The sequence below is a fragment of the Nocardiopsis sp. Huas11 genome, from assembly GCF_003634495.1.
Taxonomy (GTDB): domain Bacteria; phylum Actinomycetota; class Actinomycetes; order Streptosporangiales; family Streptosporangiaceae; genus Nocardiopsis.
Genome location: NZ_RBKY01000001.1, coordinates 4,847,762 through 4,864,197 on the forward strand (window position 1 = coordinate 4,847,762; position 16,436 = coordinate 4,864,197).

Genomic DNA, 16,436 nt, shown 5'->3' on the forward strand with positions numbered 1-16,436 from the left:
CCCCCTCGCGTGGGCGCTGTTACCGTCGAGGCAACGACCTACCTGGTCCCCAGGGGAGTCCGCGCCGTTCGGCGTGCTCGATTCCCGGAGGTAGGCATGTTCTCGCTCCACATCCCAGGTCGGTCCACGGTGCTGTGGGACATGGTCGACGGCCCGATGCCGCGCGGGCTGCTGGGCGTCGGCGACCCCGATGTGCACGTGATCGACGGTGTCCCCACGATGTTCCTGGGCGGCTTCTCCACGACGTTTCGCAACCGTCTCTACCGTGCGCGCTTGGCCCCCGGTCAGACCATGGAGAGCGGACGGTGGGTGTTCGACACCGACGCCCGCGGCCGGGCGAGGCCCCTGGTCGCGGACCCTCCCCGTGACGGATGGGACCGCGCGGGGATGCACACGCCCTCGTATGTGCCCGGCGTCGACGGCCACCCGCCGCGCCTGTACTACACCGGGCGCGCCTCGCTCCGGCACTACGGGGACCGCAGCCGTTACGCGATCGGGGTCCTGGAGTACCGCGGGGGACGGTGGGAGCGCCGCGCGGAGCCCGTCCTGCGCGGCAGCGCGCCCCGCAGGAGCGTTCTGGAACCCCTCGTGGTCCATGATCGGGGCCGCTACCTGATGTGGTTCCAGGCGAACCCGAACGAGATCGGGCCGGGCGAGCTGCCCGACTACGAGCTCCGGGTCACCGAGAGCGCCGACGGGATCTCCTGGTCGCCGCCACGGGTCTTCGCCGGGGCCGAGGAGGGATTCTTCGACAACGCCGTCCACCGTGTGGGCGACCGGTGGGTGATGGTGCTGGCCCGGGGGTCGAATCTGCACGGCACACCGCGCTTTCCCGCGCAGGGCCTGTGGGCGGTCACGGCCGCCGAACTCGTGCCGGACCGGTCGGGGTGGACGGACCCGGTGCGGGTACTGGACACCGATCGCGCGCGGACGCCGGAGTGGATGGCGCGCGGTGTGTACGGGCCCGCGCTGCACGCGCTGGAGGGAACCGGAGAGGCGGTGCTGATGTACACCGCTGTCAGGGACGCCCCGACGTGGGCCGTGTTCAACGTGCGGCGGCTGCTCCGGGGGCGGCGCCCGGTCGTGCCCGCCCCCTTCTATCTCGCGGTGGGGCGGTCGCGGCTGACGGTTCCGCCCCGTGGCGGGAACGAGGGTGGAGACCGGCGGGGGCCGTCGGTCGGGTGATCCGCGGTGCCCGTGGGCCCGTGGACCCGTGGACCCGGTTCGACGGTCACCGTGGGGGCGCGGGGTCACTCCTGGGGCAGGATGTCGAACTCGTTGCCCTCGGGATCGGTCATCACCACCCAGTCCTGGACGCGGGCCTTGCGGTCGGCACCGAGGCGGGTGAGCCGTTGCGCCTCGGCTTCGACGTCCTCGGCCCACAGGTCCAGGTGCACCCGGTTCTTCGTCCGCTTGCGCTCGGGAACCTTGTTGAAGAACAAGCGGGGGAGGGCTCCGGCGACCGACTGGACGAGCACGGAGGGGTCGTCCTCGAGATCGGTGACGCCCTCGCGGCGCAGCCTTTCGATCTCCTCGTCGTCATAGGGGGCGACCTCGTACCCGTCGAGTGCCTGCGCCCAGAAGCGGGCCAGCGAGGCCGGGTGGGAGCAGTCGAACACAATGTCGTGCAATGTGGCCATGGCGCCAAGGTAGCCGCCCCCGACCGGGCTCCATGGCAAGGTGCTCGGGGCGATGCCGCGCGGCTGTGGGGTCCGGCTGCGCGTGGGCGCGGGCCGGTCGCGGGAAATTCAGGCGGTACGGGCGCTGCCCTGGACCCGCTCGACGATCCTCACGAGCCGGTCGTGGTGCGCCCCCGGCCAGTACACCCGCCCGCACGAGCGGCACCGGGTGAAGGTGTCGTAGGTGGCGCGCGTGCCGGCCTCGAGCTCGCCGCTGACCTGCTGTTTGGTGGCCGGTTCCACGAGACCGTTGCAGGTCGGGCAACGGGTGAACGGGGCCAGGGGCGGGTCGAAGCGCCGCAGGACCTCGTCGAGTTGGAGTTCGGGGTCGGTGTGGTGGACGTGGGCGCCCGCGAGCAGGCCGCGCCGGCACAGCAGCCCGCGGTCGCGGGTGAGCAGGATCCGCTGTTCGTCGTTGGCCTGGACGACGAGGGCGGCGTCGTCGCGGTCGTTGTCGTAGGCGGTGTCCACGCCCAGCAGGCGCAGCCGGCGGGCGAGGGTGCCCAGGTGGACGTCGAGCAGGAATCGGATGTGATCGAAGGGCGTGCGCTGGGGCCGCGCGGGGGCGTCGATCTCGATGCTCTGGCCGTCGGTGGGGCGGTGGGCGGTGGTGACCTGGTCGCCGTCGGCGCGCAGAGGCCCGATCTCGGTGCGGGGCACGCCCAGGGACTCGATGACGTGGCCGAGCGTGCTGGTGGTGTCGTGCCGGACGCGGACCCGCTCGCCGCGCTCGCGAGGCAGCAGGAAGAAGCGGAGTTCGGGTGCGAAGCGCAGTGTCAGCGTCACCTGGTCCATCTCCTCATGGTGCCATGGCCACCGGGGGCGGGGCTGGTACGGGTCAGGGCCCGGAGGCCTCGTCCCAGGGGCCGATCTCGTCGGGTGCCGGCACGGCGAGGTCGACGGGGACGTCCAGGTCGACGATCTCGTACTCACGGTAGGAGAACCAGGCCCATTCGGGGGGCAGGGCCTCGGTTGCGGAAGGCAGCGTCTCGATCGACAGGCCCAGCGGTGTTCCCTTGACCGTCGTGAACACGACGAACTCCGTCGCCCCGTCGGCGTTCTCGAACGTTCCGGCCAGCCGGACCCCGGGGCGTGGGCCGGTGTCGGTGGGCTCCTCGCCCCTGGCGAGGGAGGGGTCCGGGGTGAAGGGAGCCCGCTCCTCCTCGACGATGTGCCCGTTCTCGGCGATGGCCGCCAGCGCGGTCTGGACGGGGAAGAAGGCCTCGTCGTCCGTGGGGTCGTCGGGGTCCTCGTGGAACCACTGGTGTGATCCGCCGCCCCAGGAGAGCACGGAGGTGCCCTCGGCCCACATCCTGGTGGGGGCGGCGCCCTCTCCCGACCACTCCAGCAGTACGGCCGGTACGGGGTCGGAGGTATGGGTGAACCACTGGCTGGTGATGCTGAGGAGGCGGCGGTTGTCGTCCGTGGGCCGGCCCTGGTAGGGGCCGCTGCCGTCGCCTTCGTGAGCGAGGGATCGCACGCGGTAGGAGGAGGCGTCCTCCAGCCGCCGGCGTGCCGCGTCGATGAGGTCGGTGCCCTGGATCGGGTCGGCGGCGGGTGTGTAGGAGCGCTCGGGGGGCTCGGGCATCTGCAGGGCGACGGCGGTGCCGATGACGGCGATCGCGGGAAGGGTGAGCGCGGCCAGGATCGCGGCGAACACGCGGGGGTGGGTCGGCTCCTGGCCAGGCGTGCCAGTGCGGGAGCGGTGTCGCCGCGGGGAGCAGGGGTGGCCGGGGTCGGCATCGTGGCTCTCTGTCGCAGGTGTGTGCGATCCATTGTGGCTTGCGCACGCGCGGTGGCCGTGGGGGTGACCGGAACCGGCCAGGGCAGGGGCTCGCGCGGCTCGCGCGGACCCGCGCTCAGCGGTCCAGGAACTCCGCGAAGGTGGTGCTGCCGACCGTGCGGTCGGGGGCCAGCAGTGCGCCGTCGCGGCAGGCGGCCATGGCCCGCCCTGGCAGGCGTACCGGGCGCACCCGGTGCTGGGACCCGCGGGCGTCGAGAAAGGCGCGGGCCAGGTCGGGCAGGGACTCCACCCGTGGTCCGCCCATGTCGGGGACCTGTCCGGCCGGCGCGCCCTGGGCGATCTGGGCCAGGCGCGCGGCCACGTCATCGGTCTCGATCGGCTGGAGGGGGATGTCGGGGCAGGGGAGGACGGGCAGGCGGGCCATCCGGGCGCAGATCCCGTACACCAGGTCGTGGAACTGGGTGGTCCGCAGGACGGTCCAGCCCAGGGGGCCGGCCGCCAGGGCCTGTTCCACGGTGTGCTTGGTCCGGTAGTAGGGCAGCGGCACCCGGTCCACGCCCACGATGGAGATGTAGACCAGGTGCTCGACGCCCACACGGCGCGCGGCCCGGATCAGGTGGGTCGCCGCCGCGATGTCGCCCCCGGTGGGCGAGGTGGCGCAGTGCACGACCACCTCGGCTCCGTCCAGGGCCTCGGTGAGCCCGGTGCCCTGGCGCAGGTCGACGGCGTGCGCGCGGGGGTCGTCCGGGTCGGGGTGCCGGCTCAGGGTGCGGACCCGGTGTCCGGCCGAGCGCAGGCGTTCGACCACCGGTCGGCCCAGGGTCCCGGTCGCGCCCGTGACGAGGATGCTCTTGGCCGCGGGGGCCGCGCGAGGACCGTCGTCTGTCATGGGGCCAACGCTAGCACCGGGCCCGAGGGCGGGCGCGGGCTCACACGCGGACCAGCGGAACGTGCGGGCCCGCCGGTTCCTGGACGCGCACGGCCATCCCGGGCTCGACCGTGCCGCCGGCGCGGACGACGCCCATCACCCCGCCGCGCAGGACGAGGGTGCCCTGTTCGTCGCGGTAGACGACGTGCTTGAGCAGGCCGGGGGCGAAGGCGTCGATCTGGGTGCAGGGGTTGCGCAGGCCGGTCACCTCGATGACGCACTCGCCCACGCTCAGCAGGGCGCCGGTGGACAGGCCCAGCAGGTCGACGCCGCGCGTGGTGATGTTCTCGCCGAGCTGTCCCGGGGCGAGGTCGTATCCGGCCTCGGCGAGCGCGTCGAAGAGTTCGGCGGGGATGAGGTGGACCTGGCGCAGGTTGGGCTGGGTGGGGTCCTTGGCCACACGTGAGCGGTGTTTGACCGTGGTGCCCATGTGCGCGTCGCCCTCGACGCCGAGGCCGGTGAGCAGGCGGATCCGGGGCTGGACGGGTTTGCTGAAGGTGTGCTGGGGGGCGGCGCTGACCGCGATGACGGACGCCTGCATGGGCGGTCCTCCTGACGCGTCGGGGCGGGGGTGGCACGGGTGCCGTGGCGGTGGGGGATTTCATCCTGCCACGGCCTGTCCCTGTCCTCTCGGCGGGGTCACAGGGCCAGCAGCCCCGCGTGGGTGGGGCGCAGCGCGCAGGCACCGAGGTAGAAGTCGCGCAGGTGCGGCTCGAAGTCCACGTGCAGCCACTGGCAGCGGGCGGCGCGGGCTCCCTCGGCCGCCGCGGCGACCAGGCCGGTGCCCACCCCCGACCGCTGCAGGCCCGGTTCGACGGCGGTGTCGAGCAGGAAGGCGTGCGCGCCGCCGTCCCAGGCGAGGTTGACGAAGCCGACGAGCACGGTTTCCCGGCGGGCGCACACCCAGCCCAGGCTGTGGGCTCGGACCCTGTCCCACCAGCCGTCCTCCTGGGGCGGGTGGCCGAAGGCGCGGGCGTGCAGGCCGGTGAGTTCGGGGTCGGTGAAGGGGCCGCGCCACAGGTGGCGGACCAGGGGGACGTGGTGGTCGGTCACGGGTGTCCTTTTGTCGGTGGCGGGCGAACGCGCAGGAACCGGGTCGCCGGCGGGGGCGTCGAAGAAGAGAGTGCCCGACGCCGAGAGGACGTGCCCGTGGAAGCCGCTGCCATAGCCCTGATCGTCGCGGTGGTGTTCGGGGTGTTCATCATGTTCGCCGTCGCGTCCTCGGCTGCCGACCGCCGGCGCCGTGAGGGGTTGGCCGACTGGGCGCGTACCCAGGGCCTGGCCTACGCCGAGCAGCGCCCCGACCTGGTGCGGCGGTTCTCCGGGACGCCGTTCCGGGGCGGGAGGGGCGCCAAGGCCAAGAACGTGCTGTCGGGCCGGTGGCGGGACCGGTCGGTGACGGTCTACGAGTACTCCTACACGACCAGTTCCAGCAACGGGCAGACCACCACGACCACGACGCACAAGTTCACGATCGTCGCGGTCGCCACCGGGGCCACACCGGTCCTGCAGGTCAAGGACAAGCACCTGGGGCACCGCCTGCTCGATCTGATCGGTATCGGCGATCTGGAGCTGGGCGACGAGAAGTTCGACGAGCGGTTCCACCTCCAGTGCGATGATGCCGCGTTCGCGCGCACGGCCCTGGACCAGGACACGCGCCGGTGGCTCGGGTCGCGGCCGGACGTGGTGCCCTTCCGTCTGAGCGGCGACCACCTGGTCCTGTGGACCAACGGCACCCTTCCGCCGGAGCGCATCCGCAACCGCGTGGACGCCGCGGTCGACCTGGTGGAGCGCCTCCTGAGCCCCGTCGACGGTCCGGTCGGCGACTGAGGCGCCCGGATCGTACGGGTCTCGGCGCGTCCAGGCCGACCACCGCGACCCAGGGCGCGGGGAGCCCGCCGCCCCGCCGCGGAGCGCGCATACGATGCGCGCCTCTGGGCAGGGGGACATGAGAACGCGGGCCACCAGCGCGTCCACCACCGTTCGGGACGCGCCCAGATCCGGGATGTGGGTCCAAGACTTCCTCTTGGACGCTGGGGTGGAACGGTGGGGGCACCGGTGCGGGTGGTGCCTGCGAACCGATCACGAAGGGGGAGCCATGAACGGCACGCTCACCGGCCGCCGGGTCGCGATCCTGGCGGCGGACGGTGTGGAACAGGTCGAGCTCGTCGAGCCGCGCAAGGCCCTGGAGAGCGAGGGCGCGCACACGGATCTGGTCTCGCTGGAGGAGGGGACCATCCAGGCCATGAACGGCGACATCGAACCGGCCGACACCTTCACCGTGGACCGGCGGGTGCGGGAGGCGCGGGTCGGTGACTACGACGCCCTGGTGGTGCCGGGCGGGACGGTCAATCCCGACAACCTGCGCAGCGATTCCGACGCGATGAGCTTCGTGCGCGGATTCGTGGACGCGGGCAAGCCGCTCGCCGCGATCTGCCACGGGCCCTGGGTGCTGGTGGAGGCCGACGTGGCGCGCGGGCGCACCGTGACCTCCTACCCGAGCCTGCGCACCGACCTGCGCAACGCCGGAGCCGAGGTCGTGGACGAGGAGGTCGTCACCGACCAGGGCGTGACCACGAGCCGCAATCCCGATGACCTGCCCGCCTTCTGCGAGCGGGTCGTGCGGGAGATCGCCAACGCCCAGGCGTCCTGACCTGGCGCCGACGGCCGCGCGGTGGGGCGGGCGGCCGAAGGCGCCCGCCTGCTCTCCACACGCGCGTGGGGCGTCCGACAGTGTCGGCCGCCCCACGTTCTGGTCCTTCGGGTGTTACTCCTGGTCGCCTTCCTCGGGGTGGGCGCGCAGGTTGAGCACGGCGGCGATCAGGCCGCCCCACAGGACGACGATGAACACGATCATCATGGCGATGGCACTGGCGGACATCAGCGTCCCCCTTCCTCGTTCGTGGACGGGCCCGAAGCGGCCTCGACGGCCTCCTCCTCGGCATCACGCGCGGCCAGCTGGTCGGCGCGCCGCCAGGGGATGAGCGAGACGACGACACCGAAGACGATGGCGCCGATCGCCACGCCCCAGCCGGCGACGAGCAGGAAGGACATGCTGTAGCCCTCGTAGGCCTCGGCCAGTTCGGCCCGCAGGCTGTCCCACATCATGAAGCCCAGCAGGATCGGCGTGATCACACCCAGGCACACGCGCCACCACAGCGCCAGGCGGATGGTCGAGGTGGCGTTGGCGTGGCGCTCGAAGTAGGGCAGCTTGCGCACGACCCAGCCGAAGACGATCACCATGACCAGGCCGGCCAGCGCGATGCCGTACTGGTTGATGAAGTGGTCGGCGGCGTCGAGCAGGTAGAGGCCCTCGTGGGTCGGGAAGAGCAGGATCGAGGCCAGCGCGGTCGCGCCGCCCACCACGAGCACGGTCGGCACGCGGCCGAGCCCGGTGCGGTCCTGCACGGCGGAGATGATCACCTGGACGATGCTGATCAGGGAGCTGAGCCCGGCCACCACCAGGGAGGCGAAGAACAGCACGCCGAACAGTCCCGCGGCCACCGGCAGCGTGGAGATGATCTGCGGGAAGGCGACGAAGGCCAGACCGGGGCCGGCCTGGACGACCTCGTCCACGGCCACGCCAGCGGCGTTGGCCATGAAGCCGAGCGCGGCGAAGACGCCGATGCCGGCCAGGAGCTCGAAGGAGCTGTTGGCCAGGCCCGCGGTGACGGCGGTGCCGGTCAGGTCGGCCTTGCGCTTGAGGTAGGAGGCGTAGGTGACCATGATGGCGAAGCCGATGGACAGCGAGAAGAAGATCTGGCCGTAGGCCTGGATCCACACCTTTCCGCTGAGCATGGCGCCCCAGTCGGGGGTGAACAGCGCGTTCAGGCCCAGCACGGCCCCGTCCAGGGTCAGTGCCTGCCCGACCATGATCAGGAACAGCACCAGCAGCAGCGGGATGAAGATCTTGTTGGCCTTCTCCACGCCCTGGCGGATGCCCAGGGCCAGGATGGCCAGGACGATCACCCACACGCCCACCAGCGGCCAGGCCACTCCGGCGACGTAGCCCGAGACCATGCCCGGTGCGTCGCTGAGCTCCAGGAAGTCCCCGTAGAAGAACGCCTCGGGGTCCTCGCCCCACTGCTGTCCCACCGAGAAGATCGCGAAGCGCGCCGCCCAGGCGATGATGACCGCGTAGTAGATGGCGATGACGAAGCAGATCGCCACCTGCCACCAGCCGATGACCTCGGCGGGGCGGGTGATGCGCCGGTAGGACAGCGGTGCCGAGGAGCGGTAGCGGTGCCCGATGGCGTATTCGAGGATGAGCAGTGGAATGCCCGCAGTCAGCAGGGCGATGAGGTAGGGCACCAGGAAGGCGCCGCCACCGTTGTCATAGGCGATGTAGGGGAATCGCCAGATGTTGCCCAGTCCGACGGCCGATCCGATGGCCGCCAGGAGGAATCCCGCGCGCGTCCCCCACTGCTCGCGAGGCTGTTGGACCATGTTCAGGTCTCCTAAATCATCCCGTAGTTCGCGATCCGCACCGTAGCAGGAGTTGACCGCGAGAGCATCGTTGGACTCGACTGGTTCGCAGGTTGGCGCTCTGACGCCGCCCTTTTGCGCTGTTCTGTCCAGGACCGTGCGGCGCGCGGATCAAGGCGACCTTGACGCGGTCGTTCAGTGGAGCTGCGGTCCGGGAGCCGTTTGTCCGCTCGGGCCCTGGGTAGCCGCCTCGGGCGTACCCACCGCGTGCGAGGGGGATGGTCTCCATGGCGTCGAAGGACCGGATCGCGGATCCGTGGGGTTCACGGACCCCCTACGGGCTCGGCGAGGAGTGGCCGGCCAGGGTGGACGGCTTCCTGGCCGAGGGGGTCGAGCCCCAGGACGTGGACCGCTGGGTGCAGTCGGCGACGATCCTGCACTCCAACGGCGACGCCCTGGACATCGCCGTCAAGGACGACCGCGTCGTCGGTGTGCGCGGCCGGGCCGTGGACCGTGTCAACCGCGGGCGCCTGGGCCCCAAGGATCTCTTCGGTTGGCAGGCCCACCGGTCCGCCGACCGCCTCACCCGGCCGCTGGTGCGCCGGGAGGGCGTCCTGGTCGAGACCGACTGGGACACGGCGATGGAGCTGATCGTGCGGCGCAGCAGGGAGCTGCTCGACGAGCAGGGGCCCAGCGCTCTGGCCTTCTACACCAGCGGCCAGCTGTTCCTGGAGGAGTACTACACGCTCGCGGCGATCGGGCACGGCGCGATCGGCACCAACCACATGGACGGCAACACCCGGTTGTGCACCGCCACCGCGGCGGCGGCGCTGAAGGAGTCGTTCGGCTGCGACGGCCAGCCGGGGTCCTACGCCGACATCGACCACGCCGACGTCATCGCCCTGTACGGGCACAATATGGCCGAGACGCAGACCGTGCTGTGGTCGCGTGTGCTGGACCGGCTCGCCGGTCCGAACCCGCCGCGGCTGCTGTGCGTGGACTGCCGGGAGACCCCGGTGGCGCGGGAGGCGACGCTGCACCTGGCGCCCCGGCCGGGGACCAACCTCGCGTTGATGAACGCGCTCCTGCACGAGATCATCCGCCGGGACCTGGTGGACCACGACTACGTCGAGGAGCACACGGTCGGCTACCAGGACCTGGTCGAACGGGTGGCCGACCACACGCCCGAGGTGGCCGAGCGCATCTGTGGAGTCGAGGCCGCGCGCATCCGCGAGGCGGCGGAGCTGCTGGGCGGAGCCGAGCGGCTGCTGTCGACGGTGCTGCAGGGCTTCTACCAGGCCCACCAGGCGAGCGCCGCGGCGGTGCAGGTCAACAACGTGCACCTGGTGCGCGGCATGCTCGGCCGGCCCGGCGCGGGGATCCTGCAGATGAACGGCCAGCCCACGGCGCAGAACACGCGTGAGTGCGGGGCCGACGGCGACCTGACGGGCTTTCGCAACTGGAGCAACGACGAGCACGTGGCGGACCTGGCGAGGGTGTGGAACCTGGACACACTGCAGGTCCCGCACTACGCGCCGCCCACGCACGCGATGCAGATCATGCGCTACGCCGAGACCGGTTCGGTCCGACTGCTGTGGGTGAGCGCGACCAACCCTGCGGTGTCACTGCCCGAGCTGCGGCGGATCCGCTCGCTGCTGGCACACCAGGGGCTGTTCCTGGTGGTGCAGGACATCTTCGCGACCGAGACCACCGAACTCGCCGACGTGGTGCTGCCCGCCGCGACCTGGGGCGAGAAGACGGGGACGTTCACCAACAGCGACCGCACGGTGCACCTGTCCGAGCGGGCCGTGGAACCGCCCGGGCAGGCCCGCGCCGACCTGGACATCTTCCTGGACTACGCGCGGCGGATGGACTTTCGCGACAGGGACGGCGCGCCCTTCCCGCAGTGGCACGACGCGGAGTCGGCCTTCGAGGCGTGGAAGCGCGCCAGTGCCGGGCGCCCGTGCGACTACACCGGCCTGACCTACGACAGGCTGCGGGGCGGCAGCGGTGTGCAGTGGCCCTGTACCGCCGAGCGGCCCGAGGGCACCGAGCGCCTCTACACCGACGGCCGGTTCTGGGCCGCGCCCCAGGACTGCGAGAGCTACGGACGCGACCTGGTCACGGGCGCGCCGGTCGAACCCGTGGAGTACGCGGCGATGAACCCGTTCGGCCGGGCGATCATCAGGGCCGCGGAGTACCTGCCCCCGCACGAGGAACCGGACGCACGGTACCCCTTCGCGCTTGTGACGGGCCGCACGCTCTACCACTTCCACACGCGCACCAAGACCGGGCGCGTTCCCCAGCTGAACGGCGCCGCCCCCCAGGTGTGGGTGGAGATCGCCGAGTCCGACGCCCGCGAGGCCGGGATCGGCGAGGGGGACCTGGTCGAGGTCGCCTCGGCCAGAGGCGTGGTGCGGGCGCGGGCCAGGATCAGCGGGATCCGGCCCGGTGTCCTGTTCGTCCCGTTCCACTACGGCTACTGGGACGCCCAGGGCCACGACAGGGACCGGGCGGCCAACGAGATGACCGTCACCGACTGGGATCCGGTGTCCAAACAGCCGCTCTTCAAGACCTCGTCCGCGCGGCTGCGGCTGCTGCGGCCCTCCGAGGGCGAGGCGGCGCCGGCCCCGACCACGACGGCGTCCCGCCCGGTCCGCGCCGGGGTCCCCGCCACGGCGGGAGGCCCGGGTGGACGGTGCCGGGAGGACCTGGACGGAGGCACGCGATGAGGATCGGTGTGGCGGTGCGCGAGGTGCACCGCTCCGAGAGCGGTCTCGCCGGCGAGCTGCGCCGGATGGCCGACCGCTATCGCGACGAGGTCGAGATCCACCACGTGGCCCAGGACCTGGCCCGGTGGTCCGACGAGCACGTCCGCGAGCTCGCCGCCGCCGCGGCGCGCCACGGGGAGCACGTCGAAGGCGCGGACGGCTCGCCGCGGGAGGCGTTCGGTCCCGCGCCCGACGGGGGCGGCCTGCTGGGGGCCGGATCCGATCCGGGCCTGGCCCTGTTGGCGGACCTGCGGCGGCTCTACCTGGCGGCCGCGGGGGTGTCGGTGGACTGGGAGCTGCTCGGCCAGGGGGCGCAGGCGGTCAAGGACGCCGACCTGCTGGCACTGTGCGGGCGGTGCCACCCGCAGACGCTCAGGCAGATGAGCTGGGCCAACGGGCAGCTCAAGGTCCTGTCCCCGCAGGTGTGGGCCCGTTGACCGACCGCCCCTACTCCCGGTGCCTCGGCCGGGCGCGCAGGCGCGCGTTGGGCAGGACCGGCGCGGGCAGCGGCGGCCCCTCGTCCCCGGTGACGGGGGCGAACCTGGGCGCGGCACCTGGTGCGTCGCGGTCGGCCTCCCAGGCGGTGCGCGCGGCCACGATCTCGTCGTGGTCGCGGCCCACGAGGTTCCACCACATCACCAGGTCCTCGGCGAAGGGCTCACCGCCGATCACCAGCAGGTGGGCGTCCTGGTCGGTGTGGAGACCGATCCCGGTGCGCCCGGGGTCCAGGTAGAGCAGGGAACCGGCCTCCACGCGGTGCCCGAGGACGTGGACGGGGGCGTCCAGGGCCAGGACGCCGTGCTCGAAGGCGGGGTCCAGGGGGAACTCGAAGCGGGCGCCCGCCGACAGGACCACCTCGGCGCCCATGAGCGGGGTGTGGACGCGCGCGGGGGAGCGGTGGCCCCCGGCCTCGCCGGCGATCACGGTCACCCGAGCGCCCGGCGCCCGCCACACGGGCAGGTCGGCGTGGTGCTCGAAGCGGGGCGCCCCCTCGCGGTCGGCCTCGGGCAGGGCGACCCACAACTGCGCGCCGTGCAGCAGGGAGGGCGCCCCGCCGGGGGTGCGCTCGGAGTGCGCGATGCCGTGCCCGGCGGTCATGAGGTTGAGCTGTCCGGGGCGCACGAGCCGGTCCGAGCCCAGTCCGTCCTGGTGGCGGACGTGGCCGTGGACCAGCCAGCTGACCGTCTGCAGGCCGATGTGGGGATGCGGCGGGACCTGCATGCCGCCCTGGGCGGCCACGTCGGTGGGGCCGTAGACGTCGGCGAAGCACCAGGCGCCGACCATGCGGCGGTTCTTTCCGGGCAGCGCGCGGCGCACGGTCATGGCGCGGGGCCCGCCCAGGGGCACCTCGCGCGGGTGCAGGAGTTCGGTGCCCGGGGCGAGGTCGGCGTCACCGGGGCCGGCGGTGCACACGCGCCGTTCGGTCGGGTGGTCCTCGAGGTTGCTCACACCGGTGACGCTACCCATGTGCGCCGCGGGACCGTACCAGGGGCACGCGCGAAGGGCTCCGGAAGCCGCACACGCAGGTCCGACGGCCCCTCTGGTGCGGAGGGGGTTCTTTGCCGTACGATGGAAAGCGCTTACCTACTGAGAGGCGGAAAAGACACATGCGTGATCACGTGCTTGGTGTCGCCATGAACGGCGTTACCGGACGCATGGGGTACCGGCAGCACCTGACCCGGTCGATCCTGGCCATCCGTGACGCGGGCGGCGTCGCCCTGCCCGACGGGTCCCGGATCATCCCCGAGCCGGTCCTGGTGGGCCGCAACGAGCGCAAGCTGAGCGAGATCGCCGAGCGCCACGGCATCGAACGCTGGACCACGGACCTGGACTCGGTCCTGTCCGACGACGGCATCTCGATCTACTTCGACGCGCAGATCACGCACGCCCGCGAGGCCGCCGTTCGCGCCGCCATCGCCGCGGGCAAGCACATCTACGTCGAAAAGCCCACGGCGAGCACCCTCAGCGCCGCCCTGGAACTGGCCAAGCTCGCGCGCGACGCCGGCGTGCGCAACGGCGTGGTGCAGGACAAGCTCTTCCTGCCCGGCCTGCTCAAACTGCGCCGCCTGATCGACTCCGGTTTCTTCGGCGAGATCCTGTCCATCCGCGGCGAGTTCGGCTACTGGGTCTTCGAGGGCGACTGGCAGCCCGGACAGCGCCCCAGCTGGAACTACCGCGCCGAGGAGGGCGGCGGCATGGTGCTGGACATGTTCCCGCACTGGCACTACATCCTCGAGCACCTCTTCGGGCCGGTGCGCACCGTCACCGCGAAGGTGGCCACGCACATCCCCCAGCGCTGGGACGAAAGCGGCGAGCCCTACAAGGCCACCGCCGACGATTCCGCCTACGGCATCTTCGAGCTCGACGGCGGTGTCATCGCGCAGATCAACTCCTCCTGGAACGTGCGCGTGGCCCGCGACGAGCTCGTGGAGTTCCAGGTCGACGGCACCCACGGCAGCGCCGTGGCCGGACTGCGCTCCTGCCGTGCCCAGCACCGCTCGGCCACCCCCAAGGCGGTCTGGAACCCCGACCTGGAGGACGCCGGACGCTACCGCGACCAGTGGGAGCCGGTGCCCGACAACGCCGAGTTCCCCAACGGGTTCCGCGCTCAGTGGGAGAACTTCCTCCGGCACGTGGTCACCGACACCCCCTTCCCGCACGACCTGCTCTCGGGCGCCCGCGGCCTGCAGATGGCCGAGGCCGGCCTGCGTTCGGCCGCCGAGGGCCACACCGTGGAACTGGACGAGGTCACGCTGTCATGAACACCCTGAGACTGCCCACCGACGACGGACGGATCGAGGCCTACACCCTGCGCGGTACGCCCGTGGAGGCCTCGCCCCTGCCCCCGGCCCGCACCCGGACCGCCTACGCCGCGGCCCACGTGGTCGCCGACCCCGCGCGCCCCAACGCCCCCGGGGCCCCAGCCGCGGTGGACTGGGAGGCCACCCTCGCCTTCCGCCACCACCTGTGGGACCAGGGCCTGGGCGTGGCCGACGCCATGGACACCGCCCAGCGCGGCATGGGACTGGACTGGGCGGCCACCGCCGAGCTCATCCGCCGCTCCGGCGCGCAGGCCGCCGAGCGCGGTGCCGCCCTGGCGTGCGGTGTGGGCACCGACCAGATCGAATCTTCGCAGACCGACCTGGAAAGCGTTATCACGGCGTATCAGGAACAGCTGGACGTCGTCCAGGGAGCCGGGGCCACCCCCGTCCTGATGGCCTCCCGCGCACTGGCCGCCTCCGCGCAGGGGCCCGACGACTACGCCCGCGTCTACGGTCAGCTGCTCCAGCGGGCCGAGCGCCCGGTGATCCTGCACTGGCTGGGCACCGCCTTCGACCCGGCCCTGGCCGGCTACTGGGGCTACGCCGACCCGGCCGAGGCGATCGAACCGGTCGCCGAGCTCATCGCCAAGCACGCCCAGGCCGTGGAGGGCATCAAGGTCTCCCTGCTGGACGCCTCCCTGGAGGTGCGCCTGCGCCGCCTGCTCCCCGAGGGCGTGCGCCTGTACACCGGCGACGACTTCAACTACCCGGAGCTGATCCAGGGCGACGAGCAGGGGTACTCCCACGCGCTGCTCGGCATCTTCGCCGCCATCGGGCCCGCCGCCGCCCGGGCGCTGGCCGCCCTGGACGAGGGAGACACCGAGCGCTACCGGGCCCTGATGGATCCGACCGTCCCCCTGGCCCGGCACCTGTTCGCCGCCCCCACCTTCTACTACAAGTCCGGCATCGCCTTCCTGGCCTGGCTCAACGGCCACCAGAAGGGCTTCCACATGGTGGGTGGACTGCACAGCGCCCGCGACCTGCCCCACCTGGCCCAGGTCGTGCGCCTGGCCGACACGGCCGGGGCCCTCAGCGACCCCGAGCTGGCCGTGTCACGGATGCGGGCCCTGCTCGAGGTGTCGGGGGTGGAGCAGTGACCGCCACCGCCTCGCCGGGTTCCGGCCCGATCACCCCCACCGCGGTGGACCTGCCCTCCGGCCGACCCGCCCAGGTGCCCACCCCCCAGCCCGGCGACCCGGCGCTGGCCCGGCTCTCCCTCAACCAGGCCACCGTCAAGTACTGGAACCTGGTCCAGGCGGTGGACGGCTGCCTGCGCGCGGGGCTGCCCTCCATCGGCGTGTGGCGCGAACCGGTCGCCGAGATGGGTCTGGCCGAGGCCGCCCGTCTGGTCCGCCGGTCCGGTCTGCGCGTCTCCTCCTACTGCCGGGCCGGGTTCCTGACCCGGCCCGACCGCCGGGAGGCGGTGGAGGACAACCGCCGCGCCATCGACGAGGCCGCCGAGCTCGGTGCGCCCTGCCTGGTCATGGTGGTCGGCGGCCTGCCCGAGGGCGAGCGCGACCTGGTCGCGGTGCGCGAGCGCATGGTCGAGGTCCTGGCCGAACTGGTGCCCTACGCGCTCGAACGCGGGGTGCGCCTGGCCCTGGAGCCCCTGCACCCGATGTTCTGCGCCGACCGCGCCGTGCTGTCGACCCTGGGCCAGGCCCTGGACATCGCCGAGCGCTTCGACGCCGAGGCGGTGGGCGTGGTCGTCGACGCCTACCACGTGTGGTGGGACCCCCAGGTGTACGAGCAGATCGCCCGGGCCGGCGCGGGCGGGCGCATCGCCTCCTTCCAGGCGTGCGACTGGGAACTGCCGATCCCCTCCGACGCCCTGCTGGGCCGCGGCATGGTCGGCGACGGCCACGCCGACGTGCGCCGGCTGCGCGAGGCCGTGGACGCCGCGGGCTACGACGGCGACATCGAGGTGGAGATCTTCAACGAGCGCATCTGGTCGGCCGACGGCGACGAGGTGATCGCGACGATGGCCCGCCGACACGTGCAGTACGTCCTGTGAGAGGGCCGGGGGCGCATGCCCTCGGCCGACCCCCCGGGCCCGTCCTCCGCACG

17 protein-coding genes are annotated in these 16,436 nt (G+C 72.5%); 8 read left to right on the plus strand and 9 right to left on the minus strand.

Annotated elements, in window-relative coordinates; all coding sequences use genetic code 11:
• Positions 1–96 precede the first annotated feature (96 nt).
• Entirely contained in the window at positions 97–1,185 is a 1,089-nt protein-coding gene (locus tag DFP74_RS21855) for a hypothetical protein (protein WP_121184249.1), read from the plus strand.
• Between the two features lie 65 nt (positions 1,186–1,250).
• Here DFP74_RS21855 and DFP74_RS21860 read toward each other — a convergent pair whose 3' ends face one another.
• The 6 genes from DFP74_RS21860 to DFP74_RS34590 all read right to left on the minus strand — a co-directional run bounded on the left by DFP74_RS21860 (position 1,251) and on the right by DFP74_RS34590 (position 5,404).
• The gene (locus DFP74_RS21860) at positions 1,251–1,640 is read right to left on the minus strand and encodes a VOC family protein (RefSeq protein ID WP_121184251.1); all 390 of its coding nucleotides are present in this window, start codon (positions 1,638–1,640) and stop codon (positions 1,251–1,253) included.
• A 108-nt stretch (positions 1,641–1,748) separates the two neighbouring features.
• On the minus strand, positions 1,749–2,474 hold the full coding sequence (locus DFP74_RS21865) for a Mut7-C RNAse domain-containing protein (RefSeq protein WP_121184253.1): 726 nt from the start codon (positions 2,472–2,474) through the stop codon (positions 1,749–1,751).
• Between the two features lie 43 nt (positions 2,475–2,517).
• Positions 2,518–3,339, minus strand: a complete 822-nt coding sequence (locus DFP74_RS21870; RefSeq protein ID WP_121184255.1) for a hypothetical protein — start codon at positions 3,337–3,339, stop codon at positions 2,518–2,520.
• A 199-nt stretch (positions 3,340–3,538) separates the two neighbouring features.
• On the minus strand, positions 3,539–4,312 hold the full coding sequence (locus tag DFP74_RS21875) for an SDR family oxidoreductase (RefSeq protein WP_121184257.1): 774 nt from the start codon (positions 4,310–4,312) through the stop codon (positions 3,539–3,541).
• A 40-nt stretch (positions 4,313–4,352) separates the two neighbouring features.
• Complete coding sequence (locus tag DFP74_RS21880; RefSeq protein ID WP_121184259.1) at positions 4,353–4,892, minus strand: MOSC domain-containing protein; 540 nt, start codon at positions 4,890–4,892, stop codon at positions 4,353–4,355.
• Positions 4,893–4,990: 98 nt separating this feature from the next.
• A complete protein-coding gene (locus DFP74_RS34590; protein ID WP_233571102.1) occupies positions 4,991–5,404 on the minus strand; it encodes a GNAT family N-acetyltransferase in 414 nt (137 codons plus the stop codon).
• A 96-nt stretch (positions 5,405–5,500) separates the two neighbouring features.
• Between DFP74_RS34590 and DFP74_RS34595 the strand changes: the two genes are divergently transcribed.
• Both DFP74_RS34595 and DFP74_RS21895 read left to right on the plus strand, forming a co-directional pair.
• The gene (locus tag DFP74_RS34595; RefSeq protein ID WP_121184261.1) at positions 5,501–6,181 is read left to right on the plus strand and encodes a hypothetical protein; all 681 of its coding nucleotides are present in this window, start codon (positions 5,501–5,503) and stop codon (positions 6,179–6,181) included.
• Positions 6,182–6,449: 268 nt separating this feature from the next.
• On the plus strand, positions 6,450–7,004 hold the full coding sequence (locus DFP74_RS21895; RefSeq protein WP_121184263.1) for a type 1 glutamine amidotransferase domain-containing protein: 555 nt from the start codon (positions 6,450–6,452) through the stop codon (positions 7,002–7,004).
• 114 nt (positions 7,005–7,118) lie between these two features.
• Here the strand turns inward: DFP74_RS21895 and DFP74_RS21900 are convergent, their stop codons facing one another.
• Complete coding sequence (locus DFP74_RS21900; RefSeq protein ID WP_121184265.1) at positions 7,119–7,232, minus strand: methionine/alanine import family NSS transporter small subunit; 114 nt, start codon at positions 7,230–7,232, stop codon at positions 7,119–7,121.
• Positions 7,232–8,797, minus strand: a complete 1,566-nt coding sequence (locus DFP74_RS21905) for a sodium-dependent transporter (protein WP_121184267.1) — start codon at positions 8,795–8,797, stop codon at positions 7,232–7,234. The genes DFP74_RS21900 and DFP74_RS21905 overlap by 1 nt, the downstream gene beginning before the upstream one ends.
• A 266-nt stretch (positions 8,798–9,063) precedes the next feature.
• Between DFP74_RS21905 and DFP74_RS21910 the strand changes: the two genes are divergently transcribed.
• Both DFP74_RS21910 and DFP74_RS21915 read left to right on the plus strand, forming a co-directional pair.
• On the plus strand, positions 9,064–11,508 hold the full coding sequence (locus tag DFP74_RS21910) for a molybdopterin oxidoreductase family protein (protein WP_121188428.1): 2,445 nt from the start codon (positions 9,064–9,066) through the stop codon (positions 11,506–11,508).
• A complete protein-coding gene (locus tag DFP74_RS21915; protein ID WP_121184269.1) occupies positions 11,505–11,984 on the plus strand; it encodes a hypothetical protein in 480 nt (159 codons plus the stop codon). Before DFP74_RS21910 ends, DFP74_RS21915 begins: the two co-directional genes overlap by 4 nt.
• A gap of 10 nt (positions 11,985–11,994) precedes the next feature.
• Here DFP74_RS21915 and DFP74_RS21920 read toward each other — a convergent pair whose 3' ends face one another.
• Positions 11,995–12,996, minus strand: a complete 1,002-nt coding sequence (locus tag DFP74_RS21920; protein ID WP_121188429.1) for a pirin family protein — start codon at positions 12,994–12,996, stop codon at positions 11,995–11,997.
• Positions 12,997–13,154: 158 nt separating this feature from the next.
• Between DFP74_RS21920 and DFP74_RS21925 the strand changes: the two genes are divergently transcribed.
• Genes DFP74_RS21925 through DFP74_RS21935 form a run of 3 tightly spaced genes read left to right on the plus strand, consistent with a single transcriptional unit; the run spans position 13,155 to position 16,383 of the window.
• A complete protein-coding gene (locus DFP74_RS21925; protein WP_121184271.1) occupies positions 13,155–14,309 on the plus strand; it encodes a Gfo/Idh/MocA family protein in 1,155 nt (384 codons plus the stop codon).
• Positions 14,306–15,466, plus strand: a complete 1,161-nt coding sequence (locus tag DFP74_RS21930; RefSeq protein ID WP_121184273.1) for a dihydrodipicolinate synthase family protein — start codon at positions 14,306–14,308, stop codon at positions 15,464–15,466. Before DFP74_RS21925 ends, DFP74_RS21930 begins: the two co-directional genes overlap by 4 nt.
• On the plus strand, positions 15,463–16,383 hold the full coding sequence (locus DFP74_RS21935) for a sugar phosphate isomerase/epimerase (protein WP_370013417.1): 921 nt from the start codon (positions 15,463–15,465) through the stop codon (positions 16,381–16,383). Before DFP74_RS21930 ends, DFP74_RS21935 begins: the two co-directional genes overlap by 4 nt.
• Positions 16,384–16,436: the final 53 nt, after the last annotated feature.

Bases quoted from the DNA above. Each gene is read 5' to 3' on its own strand.
- DFP74_RS21855 (WP_121184249.1), top strand. From the start codon at position 97: ATGTTCTCGCTCCACATCCCAGGTCGGTCCACGGTGCTGTGGGACATG.
- DFP74_RS21860 (WP_121184251.1), bottom strand. From the start codon at position 1,640: ATGGCCACATTGCACGACATTGTGTTCGACTGCTCCCACCCGGCCTCG.
- DFP74_RS21865 (WP_121184253.1), bottom strand. From the start codon at position 2,474: ATGGACCAGGTGACGCTGACACTGCGCTTCGCACCCGAACTCCGCTTC.
- DFP74_RS21875 (WP_121184257.1), bottom strand. From the start codon at position 4,312: ATGACAGACGACGGTCCTCGCGCGGCCCCCGCGGCCAAGAGCATCCTC.
- DFP74_RS21880 (WP_121184259.1), bottom strand. From the start codon at position 4,892: ATGCAGGCGTCCGTCATCGCGGTCAGCGCCGCCCCCCAGCACACCTTC.
- DFP74_RS21895 (WP_121184263.1), top strand. From the start codon at position 6,450: ATGAACGGCACGCTCACCGGCCGCCGGGTCGCGATCCTGGCGGCGGAC.
- DFP74_RS21900 (WP_121184265.1), bottom strand. From the start codon at position 7,232: ATGTCCGCCAGTGCCATCGCCATGATGATCGTGTTCATCGTCGTCCTG.
- DFP74_RS21905 (WP_121184267.1), bottom strand. From the start codon at position 8,797: ATGGTCCAACAGCCTCGCGAGCAGTGGGGGACGCGCGCGGGATTCCTC.
- DFP74_RS21910 (WP_121188428.1), top strand. From the start codon at position 9,064: ATGGCGTCGAAGGACCGGATCGCGGATCCGTGGGGTTCACGGACCCCC.
- DFP74_RS21915 (WP_121184269.1), top strand. From the start codon at position 11,505: ATGAGGATCGGTGTGGCGGTGCGCGAGGTGCACCGCTCCGAGAGCGGT.
- DFP74_RS21925 (WP_121184271.1), top strand. From the start codon at position 13,155: ATGCGTGATCACGTGCTTGGTGTCGCCATGAACGGCGTTACCGGACGC.
- DFP74_RS21930 (WP_121184273.1), top strand. From the start codon at position 14,306: ATGAACACCCTGAGACTGCCCACCGACGACGGACGGATCGAGGCCTAC.